Raw genomic sequence first — 21,286 nt, forward strand, 5'->3', positions numbered from 1 at the left:
CGTGACGCGCTCGTATCGATGGTTTAGGCAGCCGGCTCGCCCGGTGACTTCACCATGATCTGACGTCACCGCACGACGAGCCGGCCGGGCAGGAGCTTTCGTTCCTGCCCTTTTGCGTACGAGCAGCCGGCTCGTTCCCGGGCGCCGGCCCCGGGCACGGTCGGCGGAAGGAATCCCACCGTGACGACCCCGGAGACCGACCGGGTCAGCGATCAGCGCATCGACCGCGTCGTGCCGTTGACCACCCCGGCCCTGCTCCACCACGACCTGCCCCTGGGCGCTCCGCTCGCCTCGGACGTGCTCGCCCACCGGCGTGCCGTCGGCCGGGTGCTGGACCGCGTCGACGACCGACTCCTGGTGGTGGTGGGCCCGTGCTCGGTGCACGACCCGGCCGCCGCGCTGGAGTACGCCCACCGGCTGCGCGAGGCCGCCGACCGGCACGCCGACGACCTGCTGGTGGTGATGCGGGTCTACTTCGAGAAGCCGCGTTCCACGGTGGGCTGGAAGGGTCTGATCAACGACCCGGGCCTGGACGGCTCCGGTGACGTCAACAGCGGCCTGCGCACGGCCCGGGCGCTCCTGCTCGACGTGCTGCGCCTGGGGCTCCCGGTGGGCTGTGAGTTCCTCGACCCGATCACCCCGCAGTACATCGCCGACACCGTCGGGTGGGGCGCGATCGGCGCCCGTACGGTCGAGAGCCAGGTGCACCGCCAGCTCGCCTCCGGCCTGTCCATGCCGATCGGCATGAAGAACCGCCCCGACGGCAGCATCGCCACCGCGGTGGACGCGATCCGGGCGGCCGGCGTCCCGCACGTCTTCCCGGGCATCGACGTCTCCGGCACTCCGGCGATCATGCACACCCGGGGCAACGCCGACGGGCACCTGGTGCTGCGCGGCGGCAACGACGGCCCGAACTACGACGAGGCGTCGGTGGCCGGCGCGCTGGACCTGCTGCGGGCGGCGGGGCTGCCGGAGCGGCTCGTCGTCGACGCCAGCCACGCCAACAGCGGCAAGGACCACCGCAACCAGCCGACGGTGGCGGCGGACGTGGCGGCGCAGCTCGCCGCCGGCCAGCGCGGCATCGTCGGCATCATGCTGGAGAGCTTCCTGCTCGCCGGTCGCCAGGACCTCGACCCGACCCGCGAGCTGACCTACGGCCAGTCGGTGACCGACGCCTGCATCGGCTGGGACACGACGGCCGACGTGCTCGACCACCTCGCCCAATCGGTACGAACCCGCCGAGCCACCCTCCCCACCCCCGCCTGACCCCCACCCCCCTCACCCCGAGCGTCGATCATGAAGTTGTTGTCACGACACGCCGGCACCACTGGCGATACCTTCGTGATCGACGCAGAGGCACAGAGGGGGGCGCCTCGGGCGGGGCGGGATGGGGAGTTTGGGGGCAATCGGGGCGGGTAGCTGGATCGGGTGACCGACGACGCACCCGTGACCGAGCGACCCGTGTCCGACGAGCCCCTGACCGACGAGTCGAACGTACGGCGCCTCGACGACCTGCTCGAGGACCTGTACCACGGCCAGGAGCGGATCAGCCAGGGGGACATCTACCGTCGTGCCGTCGCGGCCGAGCTTCCGGCCGACCTGCTCACCCGGATCGCCGCCCTGCCCGAGGGTCAGTACGCGGTGGACGAGGCGGCCGACCTGCTCGGCGGGTCGGTCACCTGACGGGGCGACGACAAGGAGAAGAGATGTCCCACCACGAGGAGCACCACGAGAAGATCGCCGCCCTGGGCCAGCCGCCCGAGGGTACGGACACGTTGCCCGAACCCGACTTCGCCAACGAGCACGACCGCACGGCGGTGGACCGGGACATCGTCACCGGCGCCGACGCCGACGAGCGCGAGGAGGAGTCCCCGCGCGGTTGGTCCGGCGAGGAGAGCTGACCGTACGACAGACGCGACGGAGGGGCCGGCGAACCGCCGGCCCCTCCGCTCATGTCCGAGGGTCAGTCCTCGTCGTCGTCGCCCTCGGCGGCCTGCTGCGCCACCGCGTACGCCATCTGGAGGAAGTCCGACGCGGCGACCGCCGTCATCGTGGTGGCCACGAGGCGGGTGAGCCGGGGCGCCAGCACGAGACCGCCGGTGAGGCCGGTGGCCACCCAGACGGCCAGGCAGAACGGGCAGCTCAGCAGCTCGCCGATCGCGTGCCGGGTGGAGCTGCCGGAGTCGCGTACCTCCTCCATCACCTCGCCGCTGCCGATCGGCTTCTCGTACCGGGTGAAGGGGGCCCGCAGCGGACTGGTCACCGCGTCCTTGGTGAGCAGCCGGCTGAGCTTGTGCGTGGCGATGGAGAGCAGCACCACGTCGGCCGTCGCGGGACGCTCGGGCACCGGTCGTCCGGTGGCCTTGACGAGGCCGGCGAGGGTGGCGGTCACCCCGGCATAGGTGCCCATCGCCACCAGGTAGCTGCCGATCGGGCGGTGCTCGTGCGGCGCGTAGGCCCGGCGCAGGCGCGCCACCTTTTCCTTGACGTCGGTCACCGGGTCTCCTCGTTTTCCTTGGTCGGCGGACCGGCCTGGCCGGCCCGCAGGTCGTTGACGGCCGGGGGTGAGCCGGCGCGCAGGTCGTTGCCGGCCGGGGGTGAGCACGGCCCGCAGGTGGTGCCGGGATGAGCCGGCCACGAGGGCCTGCTCGCGCCGGCCGGGCGGGCCGCGACACCGGTTGGCCCGAGTGTGCTCAGCCGGCCTGGAGGTTGTCGGCCACCTCGCGGGCGAGGTTGTCCAGCGCCTCGCCGGCGAGCTGGTCGGCGTCGGGGCCGCCGGTGAGGTCGAGCCGGACCCGGGCACCGCCCGCGTCGGCCTGGTCGATCCGGATCTCGGCGGACCAGTCCCCGGCAGCGCGCCAGCGGGCCTCCAGCTCCTCCGTACTGACGTGCTCGGCCGGGGTACCGTCGCCGCGCAGCGGTTCGGGTAGCCACGCCGACGCGCGGGCCGGGTCGGTGGCCGTGTTGAAGACCACCTCCGGCGGCGCCGACAGGCCGCGCTCCGCCGACGCCATCAGGCGCCCCGGAGCCGGCTCGGGTCCACCTCGCGCCCCGGATGCCGGGCCAGGTACTCGGTCTCCAGCTCGGCCGTCCGGCGCAGGTGGTTGGCGAGCGCGGAGTCGGCGGCGTGCCGCAGCGTGTCCAGCCGGGTGCGGTGCAGGCTGTGCATCTCGCGGATCAGGTCGTCGTCGCCCAGCTCGGCCGGGTCGACGCCGAGCAGGTCGCCGTCGACGTCCGCGCCGCCGGAGGGCGTGTCGTGCACCTGGTCACCGCCCCATTCGGGCACCCGCTGCTCCGGGCTCGAAAAATCGTCCTGCCGTAGGGATCCGGTCATCATCGCCCCCCTGGTCTGTTTTGGGCTGGCGCCTAGACGGATGCCCACGCCCGGGGACACCAAACCCTCGGACGACTACGACACCGTGTCGGAGGTCGCCGCGGCCCCGGTACCCTCGTGGGCATGAAGCGGCTGTGGACCCCGGGGTGGATCGTGCGCCACGTGGCCATGGTCGTGCTGGTGGGGGCGTTCCTGGCGCTCGGGTGGTGGCAGGTCAGCCGGGCCGCGGCCGGCAACGCGATCAGCTGGGGCTACGCGATCGAGTGGCCGGTCTTCGCCGGCTTCGTGGTCTTCGTCTGGTGGCGCGAGGTGCGGCAGGCGCTGCGCCTGACGTCGACCGACGAGCCGCCGGCCGTCGCGGAGGCACGGCCGACCGGGTCCGACGCGGGCGCCGCGACGCGTCCGGAGGTACGCCGACCCGTGCGCGTCGCCCGCGTACCGGCGGCGACAGCCGGCCCGGACGACCCGGACCTCGCCGAGTACAACCGCTACCTGCGATGGCTCAACGACAATCCGGGCGCCCGGCCCGGCGACTATCCCGGCTGACGAATGGGCCGGATGGGGAAGGACGGACGACGGTGGGCGCAGCCCTGACCCGGTACCGCGTGATCGCCTGGATCGTCGGCGTCGCGCTGATCCTGCTCGTGGTGATCGGCATGCCGCTGAAGTACGGGTTCGACAACCCGTTGGTGGTGGAGACCGTGGGCCAGGTGCACGGTTTCCTCTACATGCTCTACCTGGTGGCCGCCTTCGACCTGGCCCGCCGCGCGGGGTGGCCGCTGAAGCGGATGATCCTCGTGATGCTGGCCGGCACGGTGCCGTTCGTCTCGTTCTACGCCGAGCGTCGGGTCAGCGCCTGGGTCACCGCGCGGCCCGAGCGGACCCCGGAGCCGGTCGCCGGCTGACGTCGACCCGCTGCACGGGCCGACCGGCCCGTTCAGCGGGTCGGCCGCCACGGGTCCAGGAGGGCGGGCGCGTCCTCCCAGCCGCCGTACCGGTGCATCTCCCGGGCCCGGCGCAGCGCCCGGGTGACCTGTCCGAACTGCCGCTCGTCGTCGCTGCTGAACAGCAGGACGTCAGCGCCCCGGCGGCGGCCCCACAGCTCGTACGCCGGCGGCCGCCAGCGGTCCCCCACCAGCGCGAGCAGCACCGGAACCAGGAAGACCACGCCCAGGATCAGGTACGCGCCGGCGTCGAGTCGGTGCAGCCCACCGGTGAACCCGAGCAGCAGCCCGACGCCGCCGACCATCGTGGCGGTGACGACGACCGCCCGGACCGCGATCCGATCGTGCGGCCCGCGCCCGGTTCGCAGGTGGGTCAGCTCGGCAACCCGCCAGCTGGTACGGCCGACGGTGAACCGCTCGACGGTGACGATGATCCCCGGCCGGGCGTAGAGCAGCGTGTCGCTGGTTCCGCCCGGCCCTCGCGGGGACCGGTGCGGTCGTGTCGTGGCGCCCCGAGACGTCATGGCTCTCCTCCCGCAGCTGTGGTGCGGGGTCGGCTGCCCACCGGCACCTGCGCGGCGGTGGGACTCCCGGCTCCGGGACCCATTGTGTTGTCCGCCCGCCAGCCGACGTGCCGCTTTACGGGTGTGACGGGAGCCGGCCCCCCTCCGCCGTCGCCGGGTAAAGGCATCCATGTCGGTCTTATCGGTTATAGGCCGTACCGATCCGGCGGCATACGCCGGGAACGACGAATCGGGGCCTACCACCCGTACTGCTACAAGTGGTGCGGGTATCCGCTCCCGGTGACCACGCCAGGACCACGCACCGTCACCCGCCTCCGCCGCATTTTCCGCCACTTCGCCAACATTCGCCCCTGCTTTCTCTGCGGGTCACTCCGGCACCGGGTTACCGTGTCCGGGCCGGCCCGGTCCACCGCCGTCCACCCGGACAGCACCGGCCCGGCGCCGCCGAGGAGCCCCAGCAGTCCCCGGCGGCCGGTTGGGAGAGGAGCACCAACGCTCTTGTCGTCCCTCAGGAAGACGCTGCGCGCCCTCGCGGTCGCCGTGGTGTCGGCCGCGCTGGTCGCACCGGCGGTGCCCGCCCGGGCCGAACCGTCACCCGCCGAGTTGACCCGTCGGATCGAGAAGTCCTCGGCGGAGCTGGAGCGCGTCGTCGAGGCGCACAACGAGCTCCGCGAAAAGATCAAGGCCAACAAGGCCGACGCGGACCGATTACAGGCCCGGATCGGTCCGCTGGAGCAGCAGGCCGACCAGAGCCGTGCGGATGTGAGCGAGCTCGCCATCACCGCGTACAAGACCGGAAACCTGAGCACCACCGCGGCGCTGCTGCGCGCCGAGGACTCCACCGCGCTGCTCGACCGGATCAGCACCATCGACCACTTGACCCGCCAACGGCAGGAGCGGATCGCCACGTTCACCGGCGACCAGCGCCGCCTGCTGGCGGAGAAGACCCGCCTGGACGTCACCCTGGAACGGCAGGCAGTCCAGGCACGCCAGTTGACCACCGCGAAGACGCGCATCGAACGGGACCTGGCGAAGCTCTACGAGTTGCGCCGACAGGCGTACGGCCGGGCCACCGAGAAGCCCGCCTCCCGCTCGGACAGCGCGCGGGACGCGCCCTCGGTCGCCGGCTCCGCCGGGGTGGCGGTCCGGTACGCGTACGGCGCGCTCGGCAAGCCGTACGTGTGGGGAGCGGACGGGCCCAACGGCTACGACTGCTCGGGACTGACCTCTGCCGCGTGGCGGGCGGCCGGCAAGTCCCTGCCGCACAACACCCGCATGCAGTGGGGTGTGGTGGCGCACATCAGCCGCAGCGAACTGCGTCCGGGTGACCTCGTCTTCTACAGCAACCTCGGGCACATGGCCATCTACGTGGGCTCGGGCCAGGTGATCCACGCGCCCACCTTCGGCCGGAACGTGGAGAAGCGGAGCATCGACCTGATGACCCCGTACGGCTACGGCCGGGTCCGCTGACCCGAGGCGCACACACGGAAACGGCCGGCGTCCCCTGTCGGGCGCCGGCCGTTCTCGTCATTACTACCAGCTCAGGCCGCCTGGAGCCCCTCGGCCCGGGCTAGCTCGCGGAGCCGGCCGAGGGCCTGGATCTCCAGCTGGCGGATCCGCTCGCGGGACAGTGAGAACCGCGAGGCGACCTCGGTGAGCGAGTGCTCCCGGCCGTCCTCGAGCCCGTACCGGGCCCGCATGATGCCGGCCGAGCGGTCGTCGAGGTGGTTGAGCAGGCCCTCGATCCGCTGCCGCTCCAGGCCGGTGAGAACGATCTCCTCCGGCGAGGGGGCGTCGCTGTCGGCGACCAGGTCGCCGAGGTTGGTGTCGCCGTCGTCGCCGACCGGGGTGTCCAGCGACACGGTGTCCTGCGACCAGCGGCGCAGCTCGTTGACCCGCTCGACGGTGACGCCGAGCGAGGCCGCGATCTGCTCGGGCTCCGGGTCGGCGCCCAGCTCACGGGTGAGCTGGCGGGCGACGTTGCGCATCCGGTTGACGTCCTCGACCAGGTGCACGGGCAGCCGCACCGTACGCTCCTGCTGCGCGATCGCCCGGCTGATCGCCTGACGGATCCACCAGGTGGCGTAGGTGGAGAACTTGTAGCCGCGCTCGTAGTCGAACTTCTCGACCGCCCGGACCAGGCCGGTGTTGCCCTCCTGGATCAGGTCGAGCATGGGCATGCCCGAGCGGACGTACCGCCGCGCGATCGACACGACCAGGCGCAGGTTGGCCCGGATGAACAGGTCCTTGGCCCGCTCGCCCTCGACGACCAGGCGCTCCAGGTCCTCCCGGTCGACGCCCTCCGGAACGCGCTCGGAGTCGAGCAGGTGCTCGGCGTAGAGGCCCGCCTCGATGGCCTTGGAGAGGTCGACCTCCTTGGCGGCGTCCAGCAGTGGCGTCCGGGAGATCTCGTGAAGGTAGACGCCGACCAGGTCACGCTCCTCGGCGACCTCGTCGGTCCGCATGCCGATGTTCTTGTCCACGTTGCTCACGGTCCCCTCGCTCGCGCCGGTTGCCCGGTTCCTTGCCATCCCCACGTCCGTCAGCTCCCTCCCCGTAACTTCCGCTGTGCCCACCGGTGCTGACACCTACACAACAGATGAGACGCGTCGGGGATTCCATGTCGTGAGTCGAAAGTGTCACGAATGCCTGATAATCAGCTGAGAGCACGGTCCATGTTTGCTGTCAGCACCCCACGTGGTCGCACTCTCTCGGGCACCACGTACGGGCTGGTCGATCGACGGATCGCTGCCGCCCCGACCATGGCAACACCGCCCGCCCGGGTGGCACAGCGACCCGGGTCACCACCGAGCTGCGATCCTGGTCACTGCCAGATACGCACCACTGGACGGGTCGGTTCATCCACGCCCGTGGTAATACCCCGCCCCCCGGTGAACAATCCGGAGCCCGACTCCATGCCCGGGCCCGGACCGGGTGGCGTGGGCGTCGGTCCGGTACCCGGTGTCCGGTTCGCAGGGGCGGGGGCCCCGGGTCAGGAGGCGAGGAGGGCGAGAGCGCCGCGTACCTGGTGGGAGGAGCGGGCGAGAGCGGCCCGCGCGGCGGGAACCCCGGCACCGGAGACGAGGGACACCAGGGCGGTCTTGAGGTCGCCGTCGGCCTCGTGGAGGGCGCGTCGGCAGATCTCCTCGCTGCAGCCGGTGGCCTCCATCAGGATCGAGATCATCCGGCCGCGGAGCTTGGCATTGGTGGCGACCATGTCGATCATCAGGTTCGAGTAGACCCGCCCCAGGCGCACCATGACGGCCGTGGAGAACGTGTTGAGCACCAGCTTCTGCGCGGTGCCCGCCTTCATCCGGGTCGACCCGGTCACCACCTCGGGGCCGGTGTCCACGCCGATGAAGACGTCCACCGACCCGGCGGCCTCCGCCTCCGGGTTCGCGCAGAGCAGCACCGTCGCGGCGCCCTTCGCCCGGGACGCGGCGAGCGCACCCAGGACGTACGGCGTACGCCCACTGGCGGCGAGACCGACCACGACGTCCCCCGCGCGCACGCAGTCGGCGGCCTCGGCCGCGCCGCCCCGGGTGTCGTCCTCGGCGTTCTCGACCGCGCGCCACATGGCGTCCGGCCCACCGGCCAGGTGGGCGCAGAACCAGTCCCGCGGGGAGTTGAAGGTCGGGGCCAACTCGGCCACGTCGAGGACGCCGAGGCGGCCGGACGTGCCGGCGCCGAAGTAGTGCACCCGGCGCCCCTCGCGCAGCGCGGTCACCGCCAGGTCGACCGTGACGGCGATCTGGTCGAGGACGGCGGCGACGGCGGCGGGGACCCGCCGGTCGGCGTCGTTGATCACCGAGAGGACGTCCCGGGTGGACATCAGATCCAGGTCGACGCTGAGCGGGTTGCGCCGTTCCGTCGGAGCGCCGACCCGGATCACCGGGCGGTCGGTCACCTCGTGCGGCTCCACCGCGCCGGTCGTCATCCCCGCCTCCGTCCGGAACCCACCCGGCGCGACTGGACCGCCTCGGCGGTCACCTCGAGCGCCTTGCGGGCCCGGGTGCGGTTGCGTGCCGCCACCCCGACGAAGAGGCAGTCGACGACGGTGAGCTGCGCCAGGCGGCTGGCCATCGCCCCGGAGCGGTAGGTGGTCTCCCGAGCGGCCGTGGTGAGGACGAAGTCGGCCACCTCGGTGATCGGCGACCGGGGGAAGTTGGTCAGCGCGACGGTCGCCGCGCCCCGCGAGCGTGCCTGCTCCAGCACCTCGATGACGTCGGAGGTGGCGCCGGTGTGGGAGATGCCGATCGCGACGTCGCCCTTGCCGAGCAGGGCGGCCGAGGTGAGCGCGGTGTGTACGTCCGGGAAGTAGAAGGCGGTGCGGCCGATCCGGTGCAGCTTCTGCTGGAAGTCCGAGGCGACGAAGCCGCTGGCGCCGGCGCCGTACACGTCGATGCGGCCGGCACCGACGATGGCCTCGACGACCTGCTCGCAGATGGCCGGGTCGAGCTGCTCGGCCGTCTCCTCGACGGCCCGGGCGTCGTTGAAGGCGATCGTCGCGATGATTTGCGCGAGGTCGGCGCCGGGAGGAATGTCGCCACCGACGACCCGCGCGTCCGGCGGCTCGACCCGGCGGGCGGCCTCGGCGGCGAGCCGGATCCGCAGCTGGGGGTAACCGTCCATGCCGACCGAGCGGCAGAACCGGATGACCGTCGCCTCGGAGGTCTCGGCTGTGGTGGCAAGGTCCGTGATGGTCCGGCGCGCGGCGTCCGCCGGGTCGGCCACCACCAGTCGCGCGACCCGCTGTTCGGCCGGCGACAGCGACGGGAGGAGGCCACTGATGTGGACGATCAGCCCACCGGACTCGTGACTCGCAGAAACCTTCGGACTCTTCGCCACGGATGAAACTTACTTTCATGAGGCGTGAGCGTCAACCATCACCGTACGTATTGGGGAAAGTACCGCGATGCGGGAGGCGTCGTTCCTGACCAGCGTGCCATCGCGGGCGGGACATCGCCTCCCCCGGGCGGGCGGCTCCGGTGGCCGGACGGTCGCCAGCCGGTGCCGCCGCCTCCCCGTCGACGACCGCCCGGCACGGCACACTAGCGTGGAGCCATGGCGGATCGCAGTGTGCTGGTCACCGGAGGCACGGGCGGGCTGGGCGGTGCGGTCACCGCGGCCTTCGTCGAGGCGGGCTGGCGGGTCGTCGTACCGGAGCGGAAGGGCCGTGGGGCGGCGGACGCGGCGGCCGGCGGACCGGTCCGACCCGTCGCGGACCTGACCGTCCCGGCCGACGTGGAGCGGGTCGTCGCGGTCGCCGCCGGTGACCCGGCGGCACCCTTGCGTGCAGTGGTGAACCTGGTCGGCGGGTACGCGAGCGGCGGCCTGGTGCACGAGACGCCGATCGACGAACTCGACCGGATGCTGGCGATGAACCTGCGCCCGACCTGGCTGGTGACCGGGGCGGCGCTCCCGCACCTGGTGTCCGCCGGTGGTGGCGCCGTGGTCTGCGTGTCCGCCCGGGCCGCCGTCACGCCCTTTCCCGGCGCCGCGGCCTACGCGACGTCCAAGGCGGCGGTGCTGGCCTTCGCGAACGCGGTGGCGGTGGAGTACCGGCCGACCGGTGTGCGCTGCAACACCGTGCTCCCGAGCGTCATCGACACCCCCACCAACCGGGCGGCGATGCCCGACGCCGACCACTCGCGCTGGGTGACCCCGGCCGAGATCGCCCCGGTGATCCGCTTCCTCGCCTCGGACGAGTCGGCACCGACCAGCGGCGCCACCGTCCCGGTCTACGGGCGGGCCTGACCGTCGCGACGGTCCGGCCCGTCGGAGGCGCCTCCGCGCGGCATCGCCGTCAGAGGTGCACCTCGACCGGTACCGGATCCAGCCCCGGCCGGGTGACCGGCCGTCCGCCTTGGGCCGGGTCGGGCCGGACCGACGCGTCGGACGCGGCCAGCCAGGCGGCCAGGTGGTCCTGGATCTGTCGCGCCACCTCGTCGGGTGGGCGATCGGCGTCGACCAGCACGAAGGTCGGGTACTCCGGCAACGTCCGGTAGGCGGTGGCCGCCGCGGTCAGGTAGCCCATGGACTCGTGGTCGGTCCCGCGTTGCTCAATCCTCTGGTACGCCTCGGCCGGATCGACGGCGAGCAGGAACGTCACCTGTGGCGGCGGGAAGACCCGGTAGGCGAGGCGGGCCAGGCGCTCCCACCGCCGGCCGCCGCCGTGGGAACGGATGCTGGCGTACTGGCAGACGGAGTAGCGGTCCATGATCGCGATCCGCCCGGTCAGCAGGCGGCTGAGCAGAGCGCCGGCGATCGCGAGCCACCGCAGCACGGACTCCACCGCCAGCATCCCGTTGCGCCCCACGAGGCGCTGGGCGTCCGGACGGCCGAGCCGGTGCGCGACGCGGCCGAGCCAGCGCCGCCCGCCGGCGTTGCGGTGGTAGGTGGCGGGGTGTCCCGCCAGGGTGAGCGCCTCGGCGAGCCGGTGCGCCTGGGTCGTCTTGCCCGAGCCGTCGATGCCGATCAGGGCGACGGCGCGCAATCGGGCCCTGCCGCGCCGCGCCCGAGGTGATCTGGACACCTTCCCCAGACTACGCGACGCGCGCTCGCGTCATGGGCGTTTGATCCCGTTCCATGCCGGTTGCCACCTAGCCGCGCCCATGCCAGGTGTGGGCCACGGGGATGCCGGGTACCCGAGTTCGACACCATCCCCCCGACCACCACGACGGGAGATCCACATGGCCGAGCGCGGGGACGAGAGCCTGGTCCACACCCTGAAGAAGGTCGCCGCCGTGCTCAAGCAGGAAGAGATCCCGTTCGCGCTGGGCGGCAGCTTCGCCGTGTACGCGCACGGCGGGCACTCCAGCGAGCACGACGTCGACTTCCTCATCCGCGAAGCCGACGTCGAACGTTCCCTGGAGGCCCTGGTGGCGGCCGGCTTCATCGCTGAGCGCCCGCCGGAGGACTGGCTGGTCAAGGTCTTCGACGACGGGCGGATGGTCGACCTGATCCACCGGCCGATCGAGACCCCGGTCACCGAGGAGACCTTCGCGGACACCGTGGTCCGACCGGTCGACGCCATCCACATGCCGGTCCTCTCGGCGACCCAGCTGATGGTGCACAAGCTGCTCAGCTTCTCCCAGCACTACTGCGACTTCGCCCGTGGTCTGCCGTTGGCCCGATCACTGCGGGAGCAGATCGACTGGGAGCGGGTACGCAAGGAGACGCAGCACTCGCCGTACGCCGAGGCGTTCCTGGTGCTGCTCGACCGGCTGGACGTGGTGCCGTACGCCGACACCACGCGAGGAAAGGGGACACCGTGACCGAGCACCACGACGTCGCCACGGGACCGCCGGACGAGTACGTCGAGGCGGAGGTCCAGCGACTGCTGACCGAGGATCCGGACGTGGCCGAACAGGGCATCACCGTGGTCCGCAGGGAGCGCGGCCTCGTGCTCCAGGGCGAGGTGGAGAGCGCGCACCGACGCGAGGAGATCCTGCGCCGAGTGGCCGAGCACTTTCCGAACGTGCCGGTCACCAGCGACATCGGGGTGATCCGTACGTCCGCGCCCACGGAGATCGAGCAACTGCCCTGAGGGAGGGTTCATGGTGATCCGCATCGCCGCCGTGGGCGACGTGCATCTGGACGAGGACGTGGTCGGCCGTTTCCGGCCGGCCCTGGAGGAACTGCCCGAGTGCGCCGACGTGCTGCTGCTCGCCGGTGACCTGACCCGGCACGGCACCGAGGCCGAGGCGCGCTGCGTGGCGCGGGAGTTCGGTGGGCTGGGCGTGCCGGTGGTGACCGTCCTCGGCAACCACGACCACCAGTGCGACCAGGTGCCGCAGGTGGTGAAGGTGCTGGAGGACGCCGGGATCACCGTGCTGGAAGGCAACGGGGTGGTACTGGACTGCGCCGGCGGCCGGCTCGGCATCGCCGGGGTGAAGGGGTTCGGCGGCGGGTTCGCCGGGCGCTGCGCCAGCGACTTCGGCGAGCCCGAGATGAAGGCGTTCGTCCGGACGACGACGGACAGCGCGGACGCGTTGGGATCGGCGCTGCGCGGGCTGGACTGCGACGTGCTGGTGGCGCTCACCCACTACTCCCCGGTGCCGGACACCCTCGCCGGCGAGCCGCTGGAGATCTACCCGTTCCTCGGGTCGTACCAGCTCGGTCAGGCCATCGACTCGGCGCCGACCGCGCTGGCCCTGCACGGGCACGCGCACGCGGGCACGGAGAAGGGCACGACGCCGGGCGGCGTACGCGTCCGGAACGTGGCCCACCCGGTCATCCGGCAGGCGTACAGCATCTACCACCTGGGAGATCATCTCGACAGGGGTGAGGTTTCCCGCACGGTCAGTTCGGGTACTCAGCGAACATGGAGCTGATTCTCTGGATTCTCGCAGTCGTACTGGTGGTCGCCGGCATCCTCGCGCTGTTCCGGCGGCAGATCCTGTGGGGCGTCGTCCTCATCGTGGTCGGTCTCCTGGTCGGCCCGGGTGGTGTGAGCATCTTCAATTGACCAGGCGGCCAGCGGCCGCCGCACCGGACCCGCCGGGGTCGTCGTGACCGGAACTCCGTCCTCCCGACTGGAGCTCCCGGCCACGACGACCCCGGCGTCGTGCTGTCCGGGACGGGACAGAGGGGTTTGCCGACCTGACGGCGGGGAGATATCTCGACCATGGAGATAACTCGGAGCGTCGGGCGTACCGACGGCACGCGACGGTGGTGGGTCCTGCTCGGCTTCGGCGCGGCGGTGTTCGTCGCGGCAGCCATCGGCGGGCTCGGTGTCCAGGGTACGTCGGCGGAGTACGCGAGCCTCGAACAACCCTCCTGGGCGCCACCGTCCTGGCTCTTCGGACCGGTCTGGACCGTGCTCTACGCGATGATCGCGGTGGCCGGCTGGCTGGTCTGGCGACGGGTCGGCTTCGGTCCGGCCGTGTGGGCCTGGGTCACGCAACTGGTGCTCAACGCGATCTGGACACCGCTCTTCTTCGGTGCCGGCCGCTACGGCCTGGCGTTCGCCGAGATCGTGCTGATGTGGCTGGCGATCGGCGTGACGGTGGTCCTGTTCTGGCGGATCTCCCGCCCGGCGGCGCTGCTGATGCTCCCCTACTGGGCCTGGGTCACCTTCGCCAGTGCGCTGAACTTCTCCATCTGGCAGCTCAACAGCTGACCGACCGGCCCCGCCGCGTGTCCGGTGGCGGGGCCGACCTGTGTCCGCTCAGCAGCGGGGCACGTTCGGGATGTACCCGTCGTGGCCCGTGTACACGTACGCGTCGGCGATGTAGCGGCCGGCGCCGATCCGGTCCCAGATCGAGCTGGTGCCGTAGGTGCCGGTGACGCTGGTGCCGCTGGTCTGGCAGGAGATCGTGACGCGGGTGCCGTCGGCCACCGTGCCGACCGCGTCGTAGCCGGTCCCGGGGCCCGACCGCACCGTCAACGCGGTGCCGCTGGTGTCCACCGTGCCGTTTCCGGTGCCCGAGGAGCAGCCATTGCCGCTGGTGTAGGACCGGGTGCCCCAGTAGAGGGCCAGGGAGCCGTCGAACCGGACCTGGATGTCGTCGCCGTTCAGGCGCTGCTCGTAGTGCAGGTGCGGGCCGGTCGAGCCACCGGTGCTGCCGACCCACCCGATGACCTTGCCGTACCCGACGCTCTGCCCGACGGAGACGTTGAACCCGTCGAGGTGGGCGTAGTAGGTCGTGTACCCGCCGCCATGGTCGATGCGGACGTATCTGCCGTAGCTGGTGCCGCCGAGGTCGGTGACCCGGTCGACGGTGCCCGGTGCGCTCGCCACCACCGGGTCGCCGAGGTCGTCGGTGCGGTTGAAGTCGACCGCGTACGCCGGACTGTGGCCGGTCCGGGTCTGGCCGGACCAGGTCTGGCCGCACGGGAACGGGACCTTGAACGTCGGGGCGGCCGTCGCCGGCGACGCCGGGAGCAGGACGCCCGCGACCAGCAGAGCGACCGCGAGCAGGCGGTACCACCGCTTGTCCATCCACCACCTCCGATGTCGAAAATCTTCGATCTTCTTGATCCAGGGTGACAGATATCGGCGTCCATCGAAAGACCCCGGCATCTGGGCCGGGAGCGGTCCCACAGGGCGCTGCCAGGGTTTCCGGATTGTTACTCGCTCGTGTCCGGCAGGGGGTGGACCAAGCCGGATGCAAGCGCTTACATGTGAACACGACCATCGGACCGGCGCCCGGTCATCGAGCACGACCAGCGCCGGCAAGGAAGGAGGACGGCATGGCGGTCTTCACCAGACCACGCCAGGCCTTCGTGATCGCCGGCGTTCTCGGGCTGGCGCTCAGCGCCACCGCGTGCGGCACCGGCGGCAACGACGACACCAATGACAACGCGGGCTCCGCCGAGTGCTCCGCGTACGAGAAGTACGAGGGTCACGACGGCAAGAAGGTCACGATCTACTCGTCCATCCGGGAGATCGAGGCCGACCGGCTGGAGCAGTCGTGGGAGCAGTTCGCCAAGTGCACCGGCATCGAGATCGACCACGAGGGCAGCGGTGAGTTCGAGGCGCAGCTCCCGGTCCGGGTCGATGGCGGCAACGCCCCCGACCTCGCGTTCATCCCGCAGCCCGGCCTGCTCAAGCGCTTCGCCGACGGCGGCAAGCTGAAGGCCGCCAGCGCCGACACCAAGGCGATGGCCGAGGCCAACTACCCGGCCGACTGGCTGAAGTACAGCACCGTCAACGGCACCTTCTACGGCGCCCCGCTCGGCTCGAACGTCAAGTCCTTCGTCTGGTACTCGCCGAAGATGTTCAAGGAGAAGGGCTGGGCCGTCCCGCAGTCCTGGGACGACCTGATCAAGCTCAGCGACACCATCGCGGCCGGCGGCACCAAGCCGTGGTGCGTCGGTATCGAGTCCCAGGACGCGACCGGCTGGCCGGCCACCGACTGGATCGAAGACCTGATGCTGCGGACGCAGACCCCCGAGGTCTACGACCAGTGGACCAGCCACGGCATTCCGTTCAACGACCCGCGGGTCGCCGAGGCCCTCGACCGGGCCGGCACCATCCTCAAGAACGAGAAGTACGTCAACGGCGGCTTCGGCGGCGTGAAGAGCATCTCCACCACCTCCTTCCAGGAGGCCGGCGTGCCGATCACCACCGGCAAGTGCGCGCTGCACCGGCAGGCGTCCTTCTACGCCAACCAGTGGCCCGAGGGCACCAAGGTGGCCGAGGACGGCGACGTGTTCGCGTTCTACTTCCCGGCCATCGACCCGGCCAAGGGCAAGCCGGTGCTGGGCGGCGGCGAGTTCGTCGCGGCCTTCGCCGACCGTCCCGAGGTCCAGGCGGTGCAGACCTACCTCGCCTCCGGCGAGCACGCCAACAGCCGCGCCAAGATCGGCGACTGGGTGTCGGCGAACAACAAGCTCGACCTGGCCAACGTGGCGAACCCGATCGACAAGCTCTCCGTCCAGATCCTTCAGGACAAGAGCTCGGTCTTCCGCTTCGACGGTTCCGACCTGATGCCGGCCGCGGTCGGCGCCGGGACCTTCTGGAAGGGCATGATCGACTGGGTCAACGGCAAGGACACGGCGACGGTGCTCCGGGGCATCGAGAGCAGCTGGCCGAAGTGATCTCCTGACGACGGGCCGGTCCGCACCACGGACCGGCCCGTCGTCCGACCTGAGCCCCCGAGGGAGGGTTGATGAACTTCGACTTCGCTGACGAACAGCCGAAGCTCCTCATGCTGATGTACGGGCTGGTCGCGTTCGTCGCGGTGGTGGGGGGCCTGCTCCTCCTGCTCGACGTCGTACCGTCCTGGTTCGCCCGGCGTCGGGAGGCGCAGCTGGTGGCGGCGTCGGTGGGCGGCGCACCGCTCCCCCGGCGGCCGAAGCAGCGGGAGGGGCTTCTTGCGCTCTTCTTCCTGCTGCCCACCGTCCTCCTGCTCATGGTCGGGCTGGTCGTACCGGCGATCCGCACCGTGCTGCTGTCCTTCATGGACCGCACCAGCACCGACTGGGTCGGCCTGCGCAACTACACCTGGATGTTCTCCGACGACGCGATCGTCCGGGTGCTGACCAACACCCTGATCTGGGTGGTCCTGGTGCCGCTGCTGGCCACGACGTTCGGCCTGCTCTACGCGATCATGGTGGACCGGGCCCGGTTCGAGGCGATCGCCAAGTCGCTGATCTTCCTGCCGATGGCGATCTCCATGGTCGGCGCCGCCATCATCTGGCGCTTCGTCTACGCCTACCGGGGCGAGGGCGAGCAGCAGATCGGCCTGCTCAACCAGATCGTGGTCAGTTTCGGCGGCACACCGCAGTCCTGGCTGCAGGAGGCGCCGATCAACACGTTCCTGCTGATCGTCATCATGATCTGGATCCAGGCCGGTTTCGCCATGGTGGTGCTGTCCGCCGCGATCAAGGCGATCCCCGCCGACATCGTGGAGGCCGCCCGCCTGGACGGCGTCACACCGTGGCAGATGTTCTGGCAGATCACCATGCCGAGCATCCGGCCGGCGCTCATCGTCGTGGTGGTGACGCTGTCGATCGCCACGCTCAAGGTCTTCGACATCGTGCGTACCGCCACCAACGGCAACTACGAGACCAGCGTGATCGCCAACGAGATGTACAACCAGGCGTTCCGCTACGGCGAGAACGGCCAGGGCTCGGCGCTGGCGGTCTTCCTGTTCATCCTGGTCGTGCCCATCGTGCTCTACCAGATCCGTAACCTGCGCCAGCAGCGGGAGGGCTGAGATGACCACCGCCACGCCCACCGTCGCCGTCGGCACCCAGAGGATCGACCCGACACCGGGTCGGGCCGCCCGGGTCCGCAAGCGTCTCAACACCCGTACCGCGACGCTGATCTCCGTCGTCATCGCGGTGCTCTGGACGATCCCGACCTTCGGCCTCCTCGTCTCGTCGTTCCGACCGGAGGACGAGATCAAGTCCTCCGGCTGGTGGACCTTCTTCACGAACCCGCAGTTCACCCTGGAGAACTACCAGCAGGTGCTGTTCGGCCGGTCGTCGTCGTCCGGACAACTCGCCGGCTCGTTCATCAACTCGCTGGCCATCACCATCCCGTCGGTGCTCTTCCCGCTGGCCTTCGCGGCGCTGGCCGCGTACGCGCTGGCCTGGATCAACTTCCGCGGCCGGGACTGGGTCTACATCGCGATCTTCGCGTTGCAGATCGTCCCGTTGCAGATGGCGCTGGTGCCGCTGCTGAAGTTCTTCTCCACCGGCGTCACCCTGGCCGGCGTCACCCTGATGCCGGCCTGGGACCTGGACGGCTCCCAGAGGTTCGCTCAGGTGTGGTTCGCGCACACCTGCTTCGCGCTGCCGTTCGCCGTGTTCCTGCTGCACAACTTCGTGTCGCAACTGCCCAAGGATCTGATGGAGGCGGCCCGCGTCGACGGCGCCACCCACCCGAAGATCTTCCGCACCATCGTCCTGCCCCTGATCGTCCCGGCGATCGCCGCGTTCGGCATCTTCCAGTTCCTCTGGGTCTGGAACGACCTGCTGGTCGCGCTGATCTTCGCCGGGGGCAACGACGAGACGGCCCCGCTGACCGTCCGGCTCGCCGAGATGGCCGGCACCCGGGGCAACGAATGGCAGCGGCTGACCGCCGGCGCGTTCGTGTCGATGGTCGTACCGCTGATCGTGTTCCTGTCCCTCCAGCGCTACTTCGTACGCGGCCTGCTCGCCGGCAGCGTCAAGGGCTGACCGAGCTCCGCCGCCGCCCGGATACCGGGCGGCGGCGGGGTTCGGCGCGGAGCGGGGGTACCGTGACCAGGATCGACGACGTCGCTCGGTTGGCCGGCGTCTCCACCGCCACCGTCTCGCGGGCACTGCGCGGCCTGCCGACAGTGTCCGCGGCGACCCGCCACCGCGTGCTCGCGGCCGCCGAGCAGCTCGACTACCGCGTCTCGCCGAGCGCGTCGCGGCTGGCCGGCGGCCGGACCGGCACGATCGCCGTGGTGGTTCCGCGGATCACCCGCTGGTTTTTCGGCACGGTGGTGGAAGCGGTCGAGGAGTTCCTCTACCAGTGCGGCTACGACCTGCTGCTGTACAACCTCGGCGGGCGGGAGCAGATCCGACAGCGGGTGCTGAGCACCGCCAACCTGCACAAGCGGGTGGACGGCATCATGCTGGTCGCCACCCCCCTGCACCGCACCGACCTGCCCGCCCTCACCGCCCTGGACCTGCCGGGGGTGACGGTCAGCTCCGGCACGGCGGTGCCGGGCTGGCCCTGCGTACGCGTCGACGACGTGGCCGCCGCGCGGGCCGCCACGCGGCACCTGCTCGACCTCGGTCACCGACGGATCGCGCACATCTCCGGCGACCCCGACGACGAACTGGCCTTCACCACCCACCTGGACCGCCGCCGCGGCTACCTGGCGGCCCTGCGGGCCGCCGGCATCACGCCCGACCCCAGCCTGGACGTCGAGTCGCGGTTCACCATCGACGGCGGCACCCGGGCCGCCGAGGAACTGCTGCGCCGTGGGGACCCACCCACGGCGATCTTCGCCGCCTGCGACGAGATGGCGATGGGCGCGATGACCGCGCTGCGCGACGCCGGGCTGCGGGTGCCGCAGGACGTCAGCGTCATCGGCATCGACGACCACGACCTCGCCGGCGTGCTCGGGCTGAGCACGATCGCGCAACCCGCCGCCGCACAGGGCTTGCTGGCCGCCCGGATCCTGCTGGACCCTCTGGTCGGCCGCAGCCTGGACCCGCCCCCCGGCCCACCCGGATCACCGGTGATCCTGCCCACTCGGCTGGTGGTGCGTGAATCGACCGCCCCTCCCCGGGCAGACTGAACGACAGCCATCCGTGGGCACGCCCCTCGACATCGCACGGCTCGACACACGGGAGAAGGCCCTGAACAGCAATCCGACGCACCAGGACACGTCCGCCGACGCGGCCACCGGCTGGTGGACCGAGGCCGTCATCTACCAGATCTACCCGCGCTCGTTCGCCGACTCCGACGGCGACGGGATCGGCGACCTGCCGGGCATCACCGCGCGCCTCGACCACCTCGCCGAGCTGGGCGTGGACGCGGTCTGGCTCTCGCCGTTCTACCCGTCCCCGCAGGCCGACGCCGGGTACGACGTGGCCGACTACCGGGACGTCGACCCGCTCTTCGGCACCCTCGCCGACGCGGACAAGATGATCACCGAGGCCCGTGCACGTGGTCTGCGGGTGATCGTCGACCTGGTGCCCAACCACACCTCGTCGGCGCACCGGTGGTTCCGAGCCGCGCTGCCGGCCGCACCGGGCAGCCCCGAGCGTGACCGGTACGTCTTCCGGGACGGCAAGGGGCCGGACGGCGCGCAGCCGCCGAACGACTGGCAGAGCGTCTTCGGCGGCCCCGCCTGGACCCGGGTCACCGAGGCCGACGGGCGGCCCGGCCAGTGGTACCTGCACCTGTTCGACACCGGACAGCCCGACCTCAACTGGGACAACCCGGAGGTGCGGGCCGAGTTCCTGGACGTGCTCCGGTTCTGGCTGGACCGCGGGGTCGACGGGTTCCGGGTGGACGTGGCGCACGGTCTGATCAAGCAGGCCGACCTGGCCGACTGGGAGGAGCCGCAGGAGATCCTCTCGGGCCAGGAGGTCGACAAGCCCCGCCCGCCGATGTGGGACCAGGACGGCGTGCACGACATCTACCGGGAGTGGCGGGCCCTGCTGGACAGCTACCCGGGCGAGCGCATCCTCGTCGCCGAGGCGTGGGTGGAGCCGGCCGAGCGGTTGGCCCGGTACGTACGGCCGGACGAGATGCACCAGGCGTTCAACTTCGAGTACCTGCTCGCCTCCTGGACGGCGCCGGCCCAGTACGCGGTGGTGACCCGCTCGCTGGAGGCGACCGACGCCGTCGGCGCTCCGACCACCTGGGTGCTCTCCAACCACGACGTGGTGCGGCACGCCTCCCGGCTGGGCCTGGACACCAGCGGTGGCCGGCCCAACGGCGTCGGCATCGGCGACCCGCAGCCGGACGCCGCGCTCGGGCTGCGCCGGGCCCGGGCGGCCTCGCTGCTGATGCTCGCCCTGCCCGGCTCGGCGTACCTCTACCAGGGCGAGGAGCTGGGCCTGCCCGAGCACACCACGATGCCCGACGAGGCCCGGCAGGACCCGACCTGGCTGCGCAGCGGGCACACCCAGCGCGGCCGGGACGGCTGCCGGGTGCCGATCCCGTGGGAGGCCGACGCCCCGTCGTACGGGTTCGGGCCGACCGACGCGAGCTGGCTGCCGCAGCCGCCGATGTGGGCGGAGTACGCCCTGGACCGGCAGCGTGACGTGCCCGGCTCGACGTACGAGCTGTACCGGACCGCGCTGCGGCTGCGCCGCGAGCACGGGCTCGGCCGGGGCACCCTGCGGTGGCGAGAGTCCGGCGACGAGGTGCTGGCGTTCGACAACGCCGGTCTCACCGTGCTGACCAACTTCGGTGCCGCCGCCGTACCGCCGCCGGCGGGCGAGCTGCTGGCCGCGAGCGGCCCGCTGGAGGCCGACGGTCGGGTCCCGACCGACGTGACGGTCTGGGTGCGGTCCGCCTGACGGATCGGGGAGGGCCG

26 protein-coding genes are annotated in these 21,286 nt (G+C 71.4%); 17 read left to right on the forward strand and 9 right to left on the reverse strand.

The features are described from left to right. Positions 1 to 180: 180 nt before the first annotated feature. The 3 genes from ACTMSW_RS25545 (at position 181) to ACTMSW_RS25555 (ending at position 1,901) form a co-directional block, all read left to right on the forward strand. Complete coding sequence (locus ACTMSW_RS25545) at positions 181 to 1,266, forward strand: 3-deoxy-7-phosphoheptulonate synthase (RefSeq protein ID WP_441183217.1); 1,086 nt, start codon at positions 181 to 183, stop codon at positions 1,264 to 1,266. Positions 1,267 to 1,428: 162 nt separating this feature from the next. Then, positions 1,429 to 1,683, forward strand: a complete 255-nt coding sequence (locus tag ACTMSW_RS25550; RefSeq protein WP_441183218.1) for a hypothetical protein — start codon at positions 1,429 to 1,431, stop codon at positions 1,681 to 1,683. A gap of 23 nt (positions 1,684 to 1,706) precedes the next feature. Further along, positions 1,707 to 1,901: a hypothetical protein gene (locus tag ACTMSW_RS25555; protein WP_441183219.1), complete on the forward strand. Its 195-nt coding sequence runs from the start codon at positions 1,707 to 1,709 to the stop codon at positions 1,899 to 1,901. A 62-nt stretch (positions 1,902 to 1,963) separates the two neighbouring features. Here ACTMSW_RS25555 and ACTMSW_RS25560 read toward each other — a convergent pair whose 3' ends face one another. The 3 genes from ACTMSW_RS25560 to ACTMSW_RS25570 form a co-directional block, all read right to left on the reverse strand. After that, positions 1,964 to 2,497: a DUF1360 domain-containing protein gene (locus ACTMSW_RS25560; protein ID WP_441183220.1), complete on the reverse strand. Its 534-nt coding sequence runs from the start codon at positions 2,495 to 2,497 to the stop codon at positions 1,964 to 1,966. Positions 2,498 to 2,693: 196 nt separating this feature from the next. Next, the gene (locus tag ACTMSW_RS25565) at positions 2,694 to 3,014 is read right to left on the reverse strand and encodes a hypothetical protein (RefSeq protein WP_441183221.1); all 321 of its coding nucleotides are present in this window, start codon (positions 3,012 to 3,014) and stop codon (positions 2,694 to 2,696) included. Next, a complete protein-coding gene (locus tag ACTMSW_RS25570; protein WP_441183222.1) occupies positions 3,014 to 3,337 on the reverse strand; it encodes a DUF6158 family protein in 324 nt (107 codons plus the stop codon). The genes ACTMSW_RS25565 and ACTMSW_RS25570 overlap by 1 nt, the downstream gene beginning before the upstream one ends. Before the next feature lie 120 nt (positions 3,338 to 3,457). Between ACTMSW_RS25570 and ACTMSW_RS25575 the strand changes: the two genes are divergently transcribed. Together ACTMSW_RS25575 and ACTMSW_RS25580 are read left to right on the forward strand one after the other, a co-directional pair. Continuing rightward, on the forward strand, positions 3,458 to 3,880 hold the full coding sequence (locus ACTMSW_RS25575) for a hypothetical protein (RefSeq protein WP_441183223.1): 423 nt from the start codon (positions 3,458 to 3,460) through the stop codon (positions 3,878 to 3,880). Between the two features lie 32 nt (positions 3,881 to 3,912). Next, positions 3,913 to 4,239, forward strand: coding sequence for a DUF3817 domain-containing protein (locus tag ACTMSW_RS25580; protein WP_441183224.1), 327 nt, complete (start codon positions 3,913 to 3,915; stop codon positions 4,237 to 4,239). A 32-nt stretch (positions 4,240 to 4,271) separates the two neighbouring features. Here ACTMSW_RS25580 and ACTMSW_RS25585 read toward each other — a convergent pair whose 3' ends face one another. Continuing rightward, complete coding sequence (locus ACTMSW_RS25585; RefSeq protein WP_441183225.1) at positions 4,272 to 4,802, reverse strand: DUF6232 family protein; 531 nt, start codon at positions 4,800 to 4,802, stop codon at positions 4,272 to 4,274. Positions 4,803 to 5,300: 498 nt separating this feature from the next. Here ACTMSW_RS25585 and ACTMSW_RS25590 point away from each other — a divergent pair, with 498 nt between their 5' ends. Beyond that, a complete protein-coding gene (locus tag ACTMSW_RS25590) occupies positions 5,301 to 6,272 on the forward strand; it encodes an NlpC/P60 family protein (protein WP_441183226.1) in 972 nt (323 codons plus the stop codon). Positions 6,273 to 6,343: 71 nt separating this feature from the next. Here ACTMSW_RS25590 and ACTMSW_RS25595 read toward each other — a convergent pair whose 3' ends face one another. The 3 genes from ACTMSW_RS25595 to ACTMSW_RS25605 all read right to left on the reverse strand — a co-directional run bounded on the left by ACTMSW_RS25595 (position 6,344) and on the right by ACTMSW_RS25605 (position 9,650). Beyond that, the gene (locus ACTMSW_RS25595) at positions 6,344 to 7,333 is read right to left on the reverse strand and encodes a sigma-70 family RNA polymerase sigma factor (protein WP_441183227.1); all 990 of its coding nucleotides are present in this window, start codon (positions 7,331 to 7,333) and stop codon (positions 6,344 to 6,346) included. A gap of 461 nt (positions 7,334 to 7,794) precedes the next feature. Then, positions 7,795 to 8,739 carry an N-acetylmuramic acid 6-phosphate etherase gene (gene murQ / locus ACTMSW_RS25600; protein WP_441183228.1) on the reverse strand — a complete coding sequence of 315 codons (945 nt, stop codon included), beginning with the start codon at positions 8,737 to 8,739 and terminating at the stop codon, positions 7,795 to 7,797. Then, a complete protein-coding gene (locus ACTMSW_RS25605) occupies positions 8,736 to 9,650 on the reverse strand; it encodes a MurR/RpiR family transcriptional regulator (RefSeq protein WP_441183229.1) in 915 nt (304 codons plus the stop codon). Before ACTMSW_RS25605 ends, murQ begins: the two co-directional genes overlap by 4 nt. A 216-nt stretch (positions 9,651 to 9,866) precedes the next feature. On the opposite strand from ACTMSW_RS25605, the gene ACTMSW_RS25610 reads away from it, so the two are divergent. After that, entirely contained in the window at positions 9,867 to 10,559 is a 693-nt protein-coding gene (locus ACTMSW_RS25610; RefSeq protein ID WP_441183230.1) for an SDR family NAD(P)-dependent oxidoreductase, read from the forward strand. Positions 10,560 to 10,608: 49 nt separating this feature from the next. On the opposite strand, the gene ACTMSW_RS25615 is transcribed toward ACTMSW_RS25610, so the two are convergent. Then, positions 10,609 to 11,337: a dTMP kinase gene (locus ACTMSW_RS25615; RefSeq protein ID WP_441183231.1), complete on the reverse strand. Its 729-nt coding sequence runs from the start codon at positions 11,335 to 11,337 to the stop codon at positions 10,609 to 10,611. Between the two features lie 157 nt (positions 11,338 to 11,494). Between ACTMSW_RS25615 and ACTMSW_RS25620 the strand changes: the two genes are divergently transcribed. The 5 genes from ACTMSW_RS25620 to ACTMSW_RS25640 all read left to right on the forward strand — a co-directional run bounded on the left by ACTMSW_RS25620 (position 11,495) and on the right by ACTMSW_RS25640 (position 13,926). Beyond that, entirely contained in the window at positions 11,495 to 12,079 is a 585-nt protein-coding gene (locus ACTMSW_RS25620) for a nucleotidyltransferase (protein WP_441183232.1), read from the forward strand. Further along, positions 12,076 to 12,351 carry a hypothetical protein gene (locus ACTMSW_RS25625; protein WP_441183233.1) on the forward strand — a complete coding sequence of 92 codons (276 nt, stop codon included), beginning with the start codon at positions 12,076 to 12,078 and terminating at the stop codon, positions 12,349 to 12,351. Before ACTMSW_RS25620 ends, ACTMSW_RS25625 begins: the two co-directional genes overlap by 4 nt. A 10-nt stretch (positions 12,352 to 12,361) precedes the next feature. Next, complete coding sequence (locus ACTMSW_RS25630) at positions 12,362 to 13,138, forward strand: metallophosphoesterase family protein (RefSeq protein ID WP_441183234.1); 777 nt, start codon at positions 12,362 to 12,364, stop codon at positions 13,136 to 13,138. Beyond that, the gene (locus tag ACTMSW_RS25635; RefSeq protein ID WP_165947907.1) at positions 13,129 to 13,272 is read left to right on the forward strand and encodes a GPGG-motif small membrane protein; all 144 of its coding nucleotides are present in this window, start codon (positions 13,129 to 13,131) and stop codon (positions 13,270 to 13,272) included. The genes ACTMSW_RS25630 and ACTMSW_RS25635 overlap by 10 nt, the downstream gene beginning before the upstream one ends. A 159-nt stretch (positions 13,273 to 13,431) precedes the next feature. Then, the gene (locus tag ACTMSW_RS25640; RefSeq protein WP_441183235.1) at positions 13,432 to 13,926 is read left to right on the forward strand and encodes a TspO/MBR family protein; all 495 of its coding nucleotides are present in this window, start codon (positions 13,432 to 13,434) and stop codon (positions 13,924 to 13,926) included. A gap of 48 nt (positions 13,927 to 13,974) precedes the next feature. On the opposite strand, the gene ACTMSW_RS25645 is transcribed toward ACTMSW_RS25640, so the two are convergent. Further along, the gene (locus ACTMSW_RS25645; RefSeq protein ID WP_441183236.1) at positions 13,975 to 14,748 is read right to left on the reverse strand and encodes a peptidoglycan DD-metalloendopeptidase family protein; all 774 of its coding nucleotides are present in this window, start codon (positions 14,746 to 14,748) and stop codon (positions 13,975 to 13,977) included. A 251-nt stretch (positions 14,749 to 14,999) separates the two neighbouring features. Between ACTMSW_RS25645 and ACTMSW_RS25650 the strand changes: the two genes are divergently transcribed. The 5 genes from ACTMSW_RS25650 to ACTMSW_RS25670 all read left to right on the forward strand — a co-directional run bounded on the left by ACTMSW_RS25650 (position 15,000) and on the right by ACTMSW_RS25670 (position 21,269). Beyond that, complete coding sequence (locus ACTMSW_RS25650) at positions 15,000 to 16,349, forward strand: ABC transporter substrate-binding protein (RefSeq protein WP_441183237.1); 1,350 nt, start codon at positions 15,000 to 15,002, stop codon at positions 16,347 to 16,349. A gap of 71 nt (positions 16,350 to 16,420) precedes the next feature. Then, on the forward strand, positions 16,421 to 17,470 hold the full coding sequence (locus ACTMSW_RS25655) for a carbohydrate ABC transporter permease (protein ID WP_441183238.1): 1,050 nt from the start codon (positions 16,421 to 16,423) through the stop codon (positions 17,468 to 17,470). A 1-nt stretch (position 17,471) separates the two neighbouring features. Further along, a complete protein-coding gene (locus tag ACTMSW_RS25660; RefSeq protein ID WP_441183239.1) occupies positions 17,472 to 18,437 on the forward strand; it encodes a carbohydrate ABC transporter permease in 966 nt (321 codons plus the stop codon). A 62-nt stretch (positions 18,438 to 18,499) separates the two neighbouring features. Next, positions 18,500 to 19,534, forward strand: coding sequence for a LacI family DNA-binding transcriptional regulator (locus tag ACTMSW_RS25665; protein WP_441183240.1), 1,035 nt, complete (start codon positions 18,500 to 18,502; stop codon positions 19,532 to 19,534). Positions 19,535 to 19,595: 61 nt separating this feature from the next. Then, positions 19,596 to 21,269: a glycoside hydrolase family 13 protein gene (locus tag ACTMSW_RS25670; RefSeq protein ID WP_441183288.1), complete on the forward strand. Its 1,674-nt coding sequence runs from the start codon at positions 19,596 to 19,598 to the stop codon at positions 21,267 to 21,269. The last annotated feature ends 17 nt before the right edge of the window (positions 21,270 to 21,286 follow it).

It is taken from the genome of Micromonospora sp. BQ11 (genome assembly GCF_052068135.1).
In the GTDB taxonomy this organism is placed as follows: Bacteria; Actinomycetota; Actinomycetes; order Mycobacteriales; family Micromonosporaceae; genus Micromonospora.

Excerpts from the sequence above, each read along its gene's own strand:
- ACTMSW_RS25555 (WP_441183219.1), top strand. The coding sequence starts at position 1,707 with ATGTCCCACCACGAGGAGCACCACGAGAAGATCGCCGCCCTGGGCCAG.
- ACTMSW_RS25565 (WP_441183221.1), bottom strand. The coding sequence starts at position 3,014 with ATGGCGTCGGCGGAGCGCGGCCTGTCGGCGCCGCCGGAGGTGGTCTTC.
- ACTMSW_RS25570 (WP_441183222.1), bottom strand. The coding sequence starts at position 3,337 with ATGATGACCGGATCCCTACGGCAGGACGATTTTTCGAGCCCGGAGCAG.
- ACTMSW_RS25575 (WP_441183223.1), top strand. The coding sequence starts at position 3,458 with ATGAAGCGGCTGTGGACCCCGGGGTGGATCGTGCGCCACGTGGCCATG.
- ACTMSW_RS25585 (WP_441183225.1), bottom strand. The coding sequence starts at position 4,802 with ATGACGTCTCGGGGCGCCACGACACGACCGCACCGGTCCCCGCGAGGG.
- ACTMSW_RS25595 (WP_441183227.1), bottom strand. The coding sequence starts at position 7,333 with ATGGCAAGGAACCGGGCAACCGGCGCGAGCGAGGGGACCGTGAGCAAC.
- murQ (WP_441183228.1), bottom strand. The coding sequence starts at position 8,739 with ATGACGACCGGCGCGGTGGAGCCGCACGAGGTGACCGACCGCCCGGTG.
- ACTMSW_RS25610 (WP_441183230.1), top strand. The coding sequence starts at position 9,867 with ATGGCGGATCGCAGTGTGCTGGTCACCGGAGGCACGGGCGGGCTGGGC.
- ACTMSW_RS25620 (WP_441183232.1), top strand. The coding sequence starts at position 11,495 with ATGGCCGAGCGCGGGGACGAGAGCCTGGTCCACACCCTGAAGAAGGTC.
- ACTMSW_RS25630 (WP_441183234.1), top strand. The coding sequence starts at position 12,362 with ATGGTGATCCGCATCGCCGCCGTGGGCGACGTGCATCTGGACGAGGAC.
- ACTMSW_RS25635 (WP_165947907.1), top strand. The coding sequence starts at position 13,129 with ATGGAGCTGATTCTCTGGATTCTCGCAGTCGTACTGGTGGTCGCCGGC.
- ACTMSW_RS25640 (WP_441183235.1), top strand. The coding sequence starts at position 13,432 with ATGGAGATAACTCGGAGCGTCGGGCGTACCGACGGCACGCGACGGTGG.
- ACTMSW_RS25645 (WP_441183236.1), bottom strand. The coding sequence starts at position 14,748 with ATGGACAAGCGGTGGTACCGCCTGCTCGCGGTCGCTCTGCTGGTCGCG.
- ACTMSW_RS25650 (WP_441183237.1), top strand. The coding sequence starts at position 15,000 with ATGGCGGTCTTCACCAGACCACGCCAGGCCTTCGTGATCGCCGGCGTT.
- ACTMSW_RS25655 (WP_441183238.1), top strand. The coding sequence starts at position 16,421 with ATGAACTTCGACTTCGCTGACGAACAGCCGAAGCTCCTCATGCTGATG.
- ACTMSW_RS25660 (WP_441183239.1), top strand. The coding sequence starts at position 17,472 with ATGACCACCGCCACGCCCACCGTCGCCGTCGGCACCCAGAGGATCGAC.